Raw genomic sequence first — 12,862 nt, forward strand, 5'->3', positions numbered from 1 at the left:
CATGCGCGCCGGACGACGATGGTGCGATGCATCACCGCGCCTCTGCCGTTCGGGTACCTCCCTCGATGCCTGACGGTACAGTTCCAGGAGTCTCGTTGTGACTGCTTCTATTAGCGGAAACGCAAAAGGCACGGCGTCCGCAGCACGCCGCGCGTCGCCGATGGCGGCCATGGCCGACCGCTGGATTCCGAAGCTGGTGTTGTCTCCCAGCATCGTGATCAGCATTGTCTTTGTCTACGGTTTCATTCTCATCACGGGTTATCTGTCGCTGTCGACGTCGCGACTGATGCCTCGCTACGATTTCTCCGGTTTCGACCGCTACGCCGAACTGTTCGACAACGACGTCTGGTGGACGTCGGCGAAGAACCTCGGCTGGTTCGGCATTCCGTTCATCGCGATCTGCGTCGGCCTGGGTCTGTTTCTCGCGATCCTGCTCGATCAGAAGATCCGCAATGAAGGCGCATTGCGCGCCGTGTTCCTGTACCCGATGGCGCTGTCGTTCATCGTGACGGGCACGGCATGGCAGTGGATTCTGACCCCGGATCTCGGCTTCCAGAAAGTGTTGAACGACTGGGGCTGGACGAGCTTCTCGTTCGGCTGGCTCGGCGACCCCGACAAGGCGATTTTCTGCGTCGAGATCGCGGCGGTCTGGCAGTCCACCGGCTTTGTGATGGCGCTGTTCCTCGCCGGTTTGCGCGGTGTGGATAGCGAAATCTTCAAGGCTGCGCAGGTGGACGGCGCGACGCTGCCGACCATCTATCGCAAGATCGTGATTCCGAGCATGCGCCCGGTGTTCTTCTCCGTGCTGCTGATTCTCTGCCACATCACGATCAAGACCTTCGACCTGGTCGTCGCGTTGACGGCAGGTGGTCCGGGCACGTCGTCGTCGCTGCCCGCCATGTTCATGTACACGTTTTCGTTCAACCGTGGGCAACTCGGTGTCGGCGCAGCGTCGTCGATGATGATGCTCGCGACCGTCGTGGCCGTGCTCGTGCCGCTGATGTATCTGGAATCGAGGAGCACGCGCAATGCAGCCTAAGATGAACATCAGCCGCGCATTTATTTACGCGGCGCTGATCCTGTTCGCGTTGTACTTCCTGTTTCCGCTGTACGTGATGCTGTCGACGTCGTTCAAGGACATCGACCAGTTGCGCTCGGGCAACCTGCTGACGCCGCCTACGCACTGGACGTTCGCGCCGTGGGTGAAGGCGTGGAGCGAAGCCTGTACGGGGGTGCGCTGCGACGGCATGCAGCCGTTCTTCTTCAATTCGGTGAAGATGGTGATTCCGGCCGTGCTGATCTCGTCGATCATCGGCGCGTTCAACGGCTATGTGCTGACGCACTGGCGCTTCCGCGGCGCGGATGCGCTGTTCACGATGCTGCTGGTCGGCTGCTTCATTCCGTTCCAGGCGATCCTGCTGCCGATGGCGCGCGTGCAAGGCTACTTCGGGCTGTCGAACACGATCGGCGGGCTGGTGCTGGTGCACGTGGTCTACGGTATCGCGTTCACGACCATGTTCTTCCGCAACTTCTATGTGAGCGTGCCGGCGGAACTCGTGAAGGCGGCGCGTATCGACGGTGCGGGTTTCTTCATGATCTTCACGAAGATCATGATGCCGATCTCGCTGCCCATCTTCATGGTGTGTCTGATCTGGCAATTCACGCAGATCTGGAATGACTTCCTGTTCGGTATCGTGTTCTCCGGCGTCGATTCGATGCCGATCACCGTGGCGCTGAACAACCTCGTGAATACGTCGACGGGCGTGAAGGAATACAACGTCGATATGGCGGGCGCGATCATCGCGGCTCTGCCGACGCTGCTCGTCTATGTGATCGCCGGCCGCTACTTCGTGCGCGGTCTGACGGCGGGCGCGGTGAAGGGTTAATTCATTTTCAATGCGCCCGCCCGATGGCGGTGCGCAACGGTATTCGGCTCGCGTCGCCAGCTAGCGACGCATCAGCAGTACAGAGACTAGAGGATTCACAGCATGGCAAGCCTTTCCATCCGTGACGTGTACAAGACCTACCCGAATGGGGTGCCTGTCCTGAAGGGTGTCAATATCGACATCGAAGACGGTCAGTTCCTGATTCTCGTCGGCGGCTCGGGCTGCGGTAAGTCGACGCTGCTCAACATGATCGCCGGTCTCGAGACCGTGACGAAGGGTGATATTCAGATCGGCGGCAAGACGGTGAACAACCTGTCGCCGAAAGATCGCGATATCGCGATGGTGTTTCAGTCGTACGCGCTGTATCCGTCGATGACGGTGCGCGAGAATATTTCCTTCGGGTTGAATATCCGCAAGGTCGCGAAGGGCGAGCAGGATCAGATCGTGGCGCGCGTGTCGAAGCTGCTGCAGATCGAGCATTTGCTGGATCGCAAGCCGGGGCAACTGTCGGGCGGTCAGCGTCAGCGGGTGGCGATGGGGCGTGCTTTGGCGCGCGATCCGGCGATGTTCCTGTTCGACGAACCGCTCTCCAATCTTGATGCGAAGCTGCGGATTGAGATGCGCTCGGAAATCAAGTTGCTGCATCAACGCCTGGGTACGACGATCGTTTATGTGACGCACGATCAGATCGAGGCTATGACGCTGGGCGATCGGATCGCGGTTATGAAGGACGGCGTCGTGCAGCAGTTCGGCGCGCCGCAAGAGATTTATGATTCGCCTTCGAATCTGTTTGTCGCTGGCTTTATTGGCGCGCCGCCGATGAACTTCATTCAAGGTAAGGTGGTTGAGCAAGGTTCAGGCGTTGGGCTGGAGCTTGATACCGGCGTGAAGCGCTCGGTGCTGAATCTGCCTTTCGATGGCGCGGTGAAGGGCCATGTCGGCAAGGAAGTGATTCTGGGGCTGCGTCCTGAGCGGATTACGGATACGCGCAATGCGCATAATGTCGAGGACGGGAAGCTGCAGCCGATCGAGGTTAAGGTCGATGTGATCGAGCCGACTGGGCCGGATACTTTGGTGTTTGCGCAGGTGAATGGCAAGCGCATCGTTAGCCGTGTGCATCCGGGTGCTAATCCCCAGCCTGAACAGAATATGTCGCTGATGTTTGATGTGTCTAAGGCGGTTCTGTTTGATCCTAAGACGGAAGAGCGGATTGCTTAAGGGTTAGTTGGTCTGGTTGAGTTGTTTTAAGGAAGGCCCCGAGCGTTTAAGATGCGCTTGGGGCTTTCTTGTTTTTGGCTGGGCCTGTCAATGCGGCAACCTGACATCCAGCTTGAACGTCACCAACCGCGCCACAAGAATAAATCCCGTCGCAATCAACACGCTATAAACCGTATCGAAGTTAATGTAGTCGAGCAGTAGATACAGCCAACAGCCCACCAACGCGCAAGTTGCATAGGGCCGCGAATCACGAAGGATGAGCGGCACCTCATTACAGATCACATCCCGAAAAATCCCGCCAAACACGCCGGTCGCCACACCCATCATCGAAGCCACAAACCACGGCATCTGCGCATCGAGCGCGAGCGAAGTCCCCGAAATACTAAACAGCCCCAACCCCACCGCATCGGCGACCAGCAGCACGCGTTCATTAAAGACCCGCGTATAAGCCTTCAGCACAAACGGCGCAAAGAACGAGAGCACGAAGATCAGAATCGGATACCACTGATGCTCGACCCAATAGAACGGTCGCCGATCAAGCAGAATATCTCGAACAGTCCCACCGCCAAACGCAGTCGCCATCGCGACAAGAAACGTCCCAACGGCATCAAGCCGTTTCGTCCTTGCCTCGATAAAACCTGAGATCGCGTAGGCGAGAATAGCCAGCGCTTCCATGATGGCAAGCGCGAGAGTGAGACGAGGAGGCATCGTTGAAAAGCCTTCTCAGACTTTGCCGGACGAGGGCGAGGACGATGAAGAAGCGGAAGACCCGGACGACCCACCAGACCCAGGCTGCAACAGCACCAGCACAGCGCCTGCGCCACCATCATGCGCACGGGCCTGCGAAAACGCGATGACTTCTTCCTTCTGCACGAGCCACGCGCGAACCTTGCCTTTCAGCACAGGCTCTTTCCCAATCGATCCAAGACCTTTCCCATGAATCACGCGAAGGCATCGTAGCCCTTTCTTACTGGCTTCGCGTATGAACTCGGCCAACGCCTCACGCGCTTCCTCGCGACGCATCCCATGCAGATCGAGCTGCGCCTGGACAATCCACGCACCGCGTCGCAGTTTCTTAACGACTTCCTGGCTTATTCCCGGCCGGCAATAAGAAAGCGACTCATCGGTATCGAGCAGCACTTCAGGATCGAACTCATCTGAGATCGCTTCATGGAGCACGGCTTCTTCGTCGAGTTTCGTCTGAAGGGGAAGGGGCTCGGGCGGGGTGCGCGCAACGGACGCCCGAGGTTTCGCACCCAATGGCGCGACTTGTCCAATCTCACGCCGGAACAGATCAGAATCGGCGGCTGCTTCACGCGATGCTTGCGTCGCCGCAGCCTTCTCGCGTTGGGCGCGTTGCGACGCGCCTTTCAGTGCGTCGCGTAAGCCGCCGAGACCGGACAATCCCGCGCCAGTCTCGACCAACGGCTTTTTCGGCGAAGCGACAGCACCCGAAGACGCATCAGCGCCAGCAGCAGGACCAGGCTTCGCATTACGCGGACGTTTCGGTTCACTCGGATGGGGAAGATTCTTAGGCATGGCGATCGAAGCAGGAAAACAAAAAGGGCCGCCGGCAAACCGCCGCGGCCCTTCGAACATCGAGACTCAAAACAAGCGCGGCAAGCGTGCTGCATGCCGCCATTTTACCGATCCGCGCCGAAAACCGGCGACGCGATCAGTCCATCACGCTCAAATCAACGATCCGCCTCAGCGCTCATCGCGCGCTCGCCGATCGATTCGTGGATGGTTTCCAGATAACGCTGTGCATCCAGCGCGGCCATACAGCCCGTGCCTGCGCTCGTGATCGCCTGACGATACACGTGATCCTGCACGTCGCCGGCTGCGAACACGCCCGGCACGCTCGTGCCCGTCGCGTTGCCGTTCAGGCCGCCGTTCGTGATGATGTAGCCGTTCTTCATCTCCAGCTGGCCTTCGAAGATATCTGTGTTCGGCTTGTGGCCGATCGCGACGAACAGGCCTTGCAGGTCGAGATCGGTGGTCGCGCCCGTCTTCGCGTCCTTGATGCGCAGCCCGTTGACGCCGCCTTCGTTACCCTTCACTTCGTCGAGCACGTGGTTCCACTTGATTTCGACGACGCCTTCCTTTTCCTTCTCCAGCAGACGGTCGATCAGGATCGGCTCGGCGCGGAACTTGTCGCGGCGGTGGATCACCGTCACTTTCTTCGCGATGCCGGCCAGATACAGCGCTTCTTCAACGGCCGTATTGCCGCCGCCGACCACCGCGACGTGCTGGTTCTTGTAGAAGAAGCCGTCGCAGGTCGCGCATGCCGACACGCCGCGGCCCATGTACAGCTCTTCCGACGGCAGGCCGAGATACTGCGCCGACGCGCCCGTCGCGATGATCAGCGAATCGCAGGTGTACTCGCCCGAATCGCCGATCAGGCGAATCGGCTTTTCGTCCAGCTTGGCCGTGTGGATATGGTCGAACACGATCTCGGTGTTGAAGCGCTCGGCGTGCTCGAGAAAGCGCGCCATCAGTTCCGGACCTTGCACGCCGTTAGGATCGGCGGGCCAGTTTTCGACTTCCGTCGTGGTCATCAACTGGCCGCCCTGCGCGAGGCCCGTGACGAGCATCGGCGACAGGTTGGCGCGCGCCGCGTAGACGGCCGCCGTGTAACCGGCAGGGCCGGAACCGAGAATCAGAACCTTCGCGAGTTTGGTCGGGGAAGCTGGCATGATCGAAATCCGTAAAAAGCGTCGGCGGGCGGCGAAAACGGGGCTGCCACAACCGGCGGTACTGGCGTCGAGCCGGGAAACCTGCTTGACACGTTAGTTGGGTATCAGGCCGTCATTATAAAGGGCAGGGCAAGCCGCTGCTTCATGAAGCTTTACGATCACAGCGATAGCCATGCCGGATGCGTATGCCCCGTTTTGCTGCCAAAAGCGGCCAAAACCGGCCGTGTTTCGCCCCGAAACGTATGGGAATTACGACATTCCTGGCCGTTCGGCCACCGTTACCGTCATTTACAGCCTTGTGCGCAACAGTGCGTTTACAATAGTCGCCAACGAACGACAGGCGGCTTGCCGGCAGCAAACGGGGCATCCGGACCGGCGCCCGAAACCGCTGCAGGCCGTCACACGCAACAGGCTCAATGGCAAAAGCACCATACTCCGCGAACGCGCAGGCATTGCCTCACCGCATGTCGCGCCTTTTCACCGAAATCCGCTGGATTCTCCAGGTGGCGCTCGGCGTTTTCCTCGTGATGGCGCTGATCAGCTACAGCCGCCGCGACCCGAGCTGGACGCACGCAGCGCAGGTCGACCACATCTCGAACTGGGCCGGCCGCGTCGGCGCCTGGACTTCCGATATCCTCCTGCTTCTCTTCGGCCTGTCCGCCTGGTGGTGGATCGTGCTGCTCGCGCGCCGCATCTCGGCGAACTACAAGCGCATTACCCGACACGAAGAACCCGCCGAAGACGCGCCGCGCGATAACAGCTGGCTCGCCGATGTGTTCGCGTTCCTGCTGGTGCTGCTGGCATGCGACGGCATCGAGGCGTTGCGCATGTGGTCGCTGAAGGTCCAGTTGCCGCGTGCGCCGGGCGGCGTGCTGGGCGAGGCGGTCGCGAAAGGCGTGTCGCACGCGCTCGGCTTCACAGGCGGCACGCTCGCGTTGCTGATCGCGCTTGGCATCGGCCTGTCGCTGTACTTCCGTTTCTCGTGGCTGTCGGTGTGCGAAAAAGTCGGCGATTCGATCATCAACGGTGGGACGCTCGCCAAACTGCGCCGAGAAGCCGGCCGCGACCGCAAGCTCGGCGAAGCGGCGGCCGTGAAACGCGAAGGCAAGGTCGTCCAGAGCCGCGTGAAGATCGAAGAACACGAGCCGGTGATGATCGTGCCGCCCGTGACGAAGCCGGAGAAATCGGAGCGCGTCGAGAAAGAACGTCAGGTGCCGCTGTTCGAAAGCCTGCCCGGCGATTCCACGCTGCCCGCCATCTCGCTGCTCGACCCGGCGCCCGCGACGCAGGAAACCATTTCCGCCGATACGCTCGAATTCACCTCGCGTCTCATTGAGAAGAAGCTGAAGGATTTCGGCGTCGATGTGAGCGTGGTTGCGGCTTATCCTGGTCCCGTTGTCACGCGTTACGAAATCGAACCGGCTGTCGGTGTGAAGGGCAGCCAGCTCGTGAATCTCGCGAAGGATCTCGCGCGCTCGCTGTCGCTCACGTCGATCCGCGTCGTCGAGACGATTCCGGGCAAGAACTTCATGGCGCTCGAACTGCCGAACCAGCGTCGTCAGACGGTTCGGCTGTCGGAGATTCTCGGCGCGGCGGTCTATGCCGACGCCGGTGCGCCGCTGACGATGGGCCTCGGCAAGGACATCGGCGGCAAGCCGGTGTGCGCGGACCTCGCGAAGATGCCGCACTTGCTGGTCGCGGGTACGACGGGTTCGGGCAAGTCGGTCGGTATCAACGCGATGATTCTCTCGCTGCTTTACAAGGCGAGCGCGGATCAGGTCCGAATGATCCTGATCGATCCGAAGATGCTCGAAATGAGTGTCTACGAAGGCATTCCGCATCTGCTGTGTCCCGTCGTCACTGACATGCGCCAGGCTGGCCACGCGCTGAACTGGACCGTCGCCGAAATGGAACGTCGCTACAAGCTGATGAGCAAGCTTGGCGTGCGTAACCTCGCGGGCTTCAACAACAAGATCGACGAAGCCGCCAAGCGCGAAGAGAAAATTCCGAATCCGTTCAGCCTGACACCGGACGAACCTGAACCGCTGTCGCGTCTGCCTAATATCGTCGTCGTGATCGACGAACTGGCTGACCTGATGATGGTGGTCGGCAAGAAGGTTGAAGAACTGATCGCGCGGATCGCGCAAAAGGCGCGTGCGGCGGGTATCCATCTGATTCTCGCCACGCAGCGTCCGTCCGTCGACGTCATCACCGGTCTGATCAAGGCCAACGTGCCGACACGGATGGCGTTCCAGGTGTCGTCGAAGATCGATTCGCGCACGATTCTCGATCAGCAGGGCGCGGAATCGCTGCTCGGCATGGGCGACATGCTGTATCTGCCGCCGGGTTCGGGTCTGCCCGTTCGCGTTCACGGCGCGTTCGTGTCCGACGAAGAAGTGCATCGCGTCGTCGACAAGCTCAAGGAGCAGGGCGAGCCGAACTATATCGAAGGGCTGCTGGAAGGCGGCGTGTCGGGTGAAGGCGACGAAGGCTCGGCCGACGGCGCGGGAACCGGAGCAGGCGGCGGCGAGTCCGATCCTCTGTACGATCAGGCGGTCGAAATCGTCATCAAGAATCGCCGCGCGTCGATCTCGCTGGTGCAGCGGCATCTGCGCATCGGCTACAACCGCGCGGCGCGTCTGCTGGAGCAGATGGAGCAGTCGGGGCTGGTGTCAGCGATGTCCTCGAACGGCAACCGCGAAATTCTGGTGCCCGCGCGCGAAACGGAGTGACGTGCGGCGCTTCAATCATGCGACTGATGGCGGACAGCGGCACGCATCGAGCGTTGCCGCTTTTTTGATTCATGTCCTGCTGTTGTCCGAATCGCAAGCAACGCTTTGATGGACCAGATTCAGCGCGAGGGCGCCGAATCCGGTAGATATAGGGAGAAAACAACATGGTTGGATCTAAGACTCGTCTTGGCAGTCTGATGCGCACGCTGGCTTTCGGCGCGTCGATGCTCGTCGCGTCGCATGCATTCGCAAGCGGCACGGATCAACTGAAGCAGTTCGTGTCGCAAGTGCATTCGGCGCGCGGCGAATTCACGCAAACGGAAGTGCGCGCACCGAGCAACGCGCAGCAACAGGCGAGCGGCGTGCTGTCGACGCAAAACGCGACGCAGAACAAGGTGTCGAGCGGCACGTTCACGTTCGCGCGTCCCGGCAAATTCATCTGGGCGTATGAGAAGCCGTATGCGCAATTGCTGCAGGCCGACGGCGACAAGCTCTACGTCTACGACAAGGACCTGAACCAGGTCACGGTGCGCAAGCTCGGCGGCGCGCTCGGCGCGAGTCCGGCAGCGATTCTGTTCGGCAGCAACGATCTCGACAAGAACTTCACGCTGAAGGACGCGGGCGTGAAGGCGGGCATTGACTGGCTCGAACTGATTCCGAAGTCGAAGGACACGCAGTTTCAGCGCGTCGGCATCGGCTTTCGCGACGGCAATCTCGAAGCGATGGAACTGCACGACGTGTTCGGCAACGTGACGTTGCTGAAATTCTCGAACATCCAGAAGAACCCGCCGCTGCCGGCCGACGCGTTCAAGTTCACGGTGCCGAAGGGCGCCGACGTGATCAACGGCTAAACACTCTGCTCAAACCTGAAGGCCGGGCGATGGATGCGCGGCCTTCATATCGTCGATAAACGCATCGACGATTTCCGTCCGATGCTGCCGCGTGCGCGTGACCATATGAAACGCGACGCGGTAGCCCATCTCCTGCGGGTTCACCGCGGCAAGCAATCCTTCCTTCACATACGGCGCGGCGAAGTGCCCCGGCAGATAGCCGAGGTGATGTCCCGACAGCACGAGCATCGCGACGGCTTCCATGTTGTCGGCGACAGCCGTGACGTTGTGCGGTGTCGCCGATGCTTCGGCTTCGGGCAGCGGATAGCTGCGCCACGCCCATTCGTGCTGCGCTGCTTCTGCGGGCGAAACATCGCCTGCCTGAGCGAACAGTGGATGTCCCTTCGCGCAATACGCAAACTGTTCCTCAGAGAAGATCTCCGTGTACTCGAGCGACGGCACGCGATGCCAGAAATAGCCGATGCCGATCTGAATGCGTCCGCTCAGCAGCAATTCCTCGAGTTCGCCCGGCGATCGAACGAGAATTGAGAAACGCACGGACTCGTCGCGGGCGCGGAAGCGCGCAATCGCATCGCTGATTCGCGCACTTTCCGACACCGGCGTGTGCCCGATCATGCCGATTCCGAGCGTGCCGACCAGTTTTCGCCCGACATTTCGCGCCTGCGCGCCGAACGCATCCACAGCGGAAAGCAGTGCGCGGGCGGCGTCGACAAACTGTTCGCCTCGCGCGGTCAGGCTAAAACCGCTGCGGCCGCGCTCGCACAGGCGATAGCCCAGACGGGTCTCGAGCGTCGATAGCTGGGTGCTGATGGTCGATTGACCTACATTTAATGTAGCTTGTGCAGGCGAAACGCCACCCGCGTCCACGATGGCGAGGAATACGCGTATCAGGCGCAGGTCTAGATCGGTCAGTTGCGAAAACATACGGCAGGATACATCGGTGGGGATCGATGTGAAGTTTTTTCTGTCGGCATTTTATATTGGCCAGAACTGCACAAAAATAAGAAATGCCCCGGCGTCGCGTGCTTTGCGGCGGCTGGATCTCACGCTTTTATAAGACGCTGTGCCTTTCATTGGCGAACCACGATGAATACTTCCTCGAATTTCGTTTCCCCGGACCTGACTGAGCGGCCGCAGCCGCTGTCGGGCAACGCGATGCCGCGCTCGGGCGGCATTGCCACCATGATGCGCTTGCCGAATGTCGGCTCGGCGGAAGGACTCGACGCGTGTTTCGTCGGCGTGCCGTTCGATCTGGGCACGTCGAACCGCACGGGCGCGCGTTTCGGTCCGCGCCAGATCCGCGCTGAATCGGTGCTGCTGCGCCCGTACAACATGGCCACGCGCGCCGCGCCGTTCGATTCGCTGCGCGTCGCCGATATTGGCGACGTGGCGATCAACCCGTACAACCTGCTGGATTCGATCGGTCGTATCGAGCGTGCTTACGACGAAATCCTGCAGCACGGCACCAAGCCGATCACGCTGGGCGGCGACCACACCATCGCGCTGCCGATCCTGCGCGCGATTCATCGCAAATATGGCAAGGTCGGCCTGATTCACGTCGATGCGCACGCCGACGTCAACGACACGATGATGGGCGAGAAGATCGCGCACGGCACGCCGTTCCGCCGCGCGGTCGAAGAGGGCTTGCTGGACACGAACCGCGTCGTGCAGATCGGTCTGCGCGGCACGGGTTACGCGGCGGAAGATTTCGACTGGTGCCGCGATCAGGGCTTCCAGGTCGTGCAGGCCGAGGCGTGCTGGAACCAGTCGCTGGTGCCGCTGATGTCGCGTGTGCGCGAGCAGATGGGCGACGGTCCCGTCTACATCACGTTCGATATCGACGGGATCGATCCGGCGTTTGCGCCGGGTACGGGCACGCCGGAGATCGCGGGGCTGACGGTGCCGCAGGCGCTCGAAATCATTCGCGGCGCGCATGGGCTGAATATCGTTGGCTGCGATCTGGTGGAAGTCGCGCCGCCGTACGATCCGTTCGGCACGACGGCGCTGCTCGGCGCGAATCTCGCGTTTGAGTTGCTGTGTGTGCTGCCTGGCGTCGAGTATCGACCGGCGACGCGCTAAGTCGTCGAGACAAATAAAAAACGCCCCGTGACCCAAGTCACGGGGCGTTTTTTTCGCGCGCTGCGAGCGTTACGCGTAAGCCTGCTTGCGCGTCGACACCAGCGCGAGATAACAGACGGCGCCGATCACCAGCGCCGGCAGCGTCGCGCCGAGATTCGGCAGCCACTGGTTGATCGCCTGATACGCGGCAATGCCAATCGCCCACGCGATGAACGCGCTCACGTGCCAGCCGCCCGAAAAACCGTAGCGGCCTTGCGTATCGGCGAGTGCTTCGGCGTCGATGCGGCGTTTGCGCACGATGAAGTGATCGACCAGCACCACGCCGAACAGCGGCGCAAACACCGAACCGATCAGCAGCAGGAAGTTCTGATACTTCGCCATCGGCACGATCAGCGCGATCAGCGTGCACAGCGCGCCGAACGCAGCCGACAGCAGCGGCACGCTCGCACGCGTCCAGAATGTACCCGTCGATACCGCCGCAGAGTGCACATCGGCGAACGCGTTGTCGATCTCGTCGATCAGCACCAGCAGCAGCGCCAGCCCGCCGCCCGCTTGCGCGAGCGCGGTGGTCAGCAGCGCATCGCCGCCACCTGCCGCGAGGCCGTACACCGCGCCCAGCATGTAAAACCAGATATTCGCGATGCCATAGCCCAGGATCGTGCCGCGGAACGTCTCGCCCGCCTTGCGGCCGAAGCGCGTGTAATCGGCGATCAGCGGCAGCCACGACAGCGGCATCGCGACCACCAGATCGATTGCGCCGCCAAACGACATTTCGCCCGTGCCCGGACGGCGCATCAGCGCGCCGAGATCATGTTGCGCGAGCAGGCTGTAGGTGAGCCACGCGGCGCCCGCGAGCAGCAGCCAGATACCCCACGAGCGCAGAAAGCGCCGCACGAACGACAGTGGGCCGCTGATAGCGAGCAGCGTTGCCAGCACGCCGAAAATCAGCGTCCAGACGAGCGGCGCGGAAAAGCCGAACGCCTGCTTTGACAACGCATCGGCGGAATCGCGCATCACGATCACTTCGAACGAACCCCAGCCGACCAGCTGGATCATGTTCAGCACGGCAGGAATCGACGCGCCGCGCACGCCGAGCGTGGGACGCAGCGATGACATCGCGGCCAGCCCCGTGTCCGTGCCGATCACGCCCGCCAGCGCGAGCAGCACCACGCCGATCACGCTGCCGATCAGAATGGCCAGCAGCGCATGAGGCAGCGACAGCCCCGGCACGAGCAGCGCGCCTGCCTGCGCGACCAGCAGCCCGATGCCGAGCGAGAACCACAGCGCGAAGGCGTCGTGCGTCTTGAACGCGCGGCGCGACGCCGGCACGGGCGTGAGCGGCGCGTAGGTCGAACCGGTCTCGCCGGCGGTGGGATCCTGAGCCATCTGATCTGTTTCCT

The 12,862-nt window shown here is 61.4% G+C and carries 11 protein-coding genes; 6 read left to right on the top strand and 5 right to left on the bottom strand.

The genetic code is table 11. From position 1 onward, the window contains the following. The first annotated feature begins 97 nt into the window (after positions 1–97). From DK391_RS10490 to ugpC, 3 genes are all read left to right on the top strand, one after another. Positions 98–1,039, top strand: coding sequence for a sugar ABC transporter permease (locus tag DK391_RS10490; RefSeq protein ID WP_109477946.1), 942 nt, complete (start codon positions 98–100; stop codon positions 1,037–1,039). Then, complete coding sequence (locus DK391_RS10495; RefSeq protein ID WP_109477947.1) at positions 1,029–1,886, top strand: carbohydrate ABC transporter permease; 858 nt, start codon at positions 1,029–1,031, stop codon at positions 1,884–1,886. Before DK391_RS10490 ends, DK391_RS10495 begins: the two co-directional genes overlap by 11 nt. Positions 1,887–1,988: 102 nt before the next feature. Continuing rightward, a complete protein-coding gene (gene ugpC, locus DK391_RS10500; protein WP_109477948.1) occupies positions 1,989–3,104 on the top strand; it encodes a sn-glycerol-3-phosphate ABC transporter ATP-binding protein UgpC in 1,116 nt (371 codons plus the stop codon). Positions 3,105–3,191: 87 nt separating this feature from the next. Here the strand turns inward: ugpC and DK391_RS10505 are convergent, their stop codons facing one another. From DK391_RS10505 to trxB, 3 genes are all read right to left on the bottom strand, one after another. Continuing rightward, entirely contained in the window at positions 3,192–3,812 is a 621-nt protein-coding gene (locus DK391_RS10505) for a trimeric intracellular cation channel family protein (RefSeq protein ID WP_109477949.1), read from the bottom strand. A 15-nt stretch (positions 3,813–3,827) separates the two neighbouring features. Further along, positions 3,828–4,643, bottom strand: coding sequence for a Smr/MutS family protein (locus DK391_RS10510; protein WP_109478023.1), 816 nt, complete (start codon positions 4,641–4,643; stop codon positions 3,828–3,830). Positions 4,644–4,798: 155 nt separating this feature from the next. Beyond that, a complete protein-coding gene (gene trxB / locus DK391_RS10515) occupies positions 4,799–5,800 on the bottom strand; it encodes a thioredoxin-disulfide reductase (RefSeq protein ID WP_109477950.1) in 1,002 nt (333 codons plus the stop codon). A 416-nt stretch (positions 5,801–6,216) separates the two neighbouring features. On the opposite strand from trxB, the gene DK391_RS10520 reads away from it, so the two are divergent. Both DK391_RS10520 and lolA read left to right on the top strand, forming a co-directional pair. Further along, complete coding sequence (locus tag DK391_RS10520) at positions 6,217–8,532, top strand: DNA translocase FtsK (RefSeq protein ID WP_109477951.1); 2,316 nt, start codon at positions 6,217–6,219, stop codon at positions 8,530–8,532. 164 nt (positions 8,533–8,696) lie between these two features. Continuing rightward, entirely contained in the window at positions 8,697–9,383 is a 687-nt protein-coding gene (lolA, locus tag DK391_RS10525) for an outer membrane lipoprotein chaperone LolA (protein WP_109477952.1), read from the top strand. Between the two features lie 9 nt (positions 9,384–9,392). Here lolA and DK391_RS10530 read toward each other — a convergent pair whose 3' ends face one another. Continuing rightward, positions 9,393–10,307 carry a LysR family transcriptional regulator gene (locus DK391_RS10530; protein ID WP_109477953.1) on the bottom strand — a complete coding sequence of 305 codons (915 nt, stop codon included), beginning with the start codon at positions 10,305–10,307 and terminating at the stop codon, positions 9,393–9,395. Positions 10,308–10,469: 162 nt separating this feature from the next. On the opposite strand from DK391_RS10530, the gene speB reads away from it, so the two are divergent. Next, the gene (speB, locus tag DK391_RS10535) at positions 10,470–11,462 is read left to right on the top strand and encodes an agmatinase (protein ID WP_109477954.1); all 993 of its coding nucleotides are present in this window, start codon (positions 10,470–10,472) and stop codon (positions 11,460–11,462) included. 69 nt (positions 11,463–11,531) lie between these two features. Here the strand turns inward: speB and cytX are convergent, their stop codons facing one another. Further along, complete coding sequence (gene cytX / locus DK391_RS10540) at positions 11,532–12,848, bottom strand: putative hydroxymethylpyrimidine transporter CytX (RefSeq protein WP_109477955.1); 1,317 nt, start codon at positions 12,846–12,848, stop codon at positions 11,532–11,534. Positions 12,849–12,862: the final 14 nt, after the last annotated feature.

It is taken from the genome of Paraburkholderia sp. C35 (assembly GCF_003121405.1).
Lineage (GTDB): Bacteria > Pseudomonadota > Gammaproteobacteria > Burkholderiales > Burkholderiaceae > Paraburkholderia.

Bases quoted from the DNA above. Each gene is read 5' to 3' on its own strand.
- DK391_RS10520 (WP_109477951.1), top strand. From the start codon at position 6,217: ATGGCAAAAGCACCATACTCCGCGAACGCGCAGGCATTGCCTCACCGC.
- DK391_RS10495 (WP_109477947.1), top strand. From the start codon at position 1,029: ATGCAGCCTAAGATGAACATCAGCCGCGCATTTATTTACGCGGCGCTG.
- DK391_RS10510 (WP_109478023.1), bottom strand. From the start codon at position 4,643: ATGCCTAAGAATCTTCCCCATCCGAGTGAACCGAAACGTCCGCGTAAT.
- DK391_RS10505 (WP_109477949.1), bottom strand. From the start codon at position 3,812: ATGCCTCCTCGTCTCACTCTCGCGCTTGCCATCATGGAAGCGCTGGCT.
- ugpC (WP_109477948.1), top strand. From the start codon at position 1,989: ATGGCAAGCCTTTCCATCCGTGACGTGTACAAGACCTACCCGAATGGG.
- lolA (WP_109477952.1), top strand. From the start codon at position 8,697: ATGGTTGGATCTAAGACTCGTCTTGGCAGTCTGATGCGCACGCTGGCT.
- DK391_RS10530 (WP_109477953.1), bottom strand. From the start codon at position 10,307: ATGTTTTCGCAACTGACCGATCTAGACCTGCGCCTGATACGCGTATTC.
- trxB (WP_109477950.1), bottom strand. From the start codon at position 5,800: ATGCCAGCTTCCCCGACCAAACTCGCGAAGGTTCTGATTCTCGGTTCC.
- cytX (WP_109477955.1), bottom strand. From the start codon at position 12,848: ATGGCTCAGGATCCCACCGCCGGCGAGACCGGTTCGACCTACGCGCCG.
- speB (WP_109477954.1), top strand. From the start codon at position 10,470: ATGAATACTTCCTCGAATTTCGTTTCCCCGGACCTGACTGAGCGGCCG.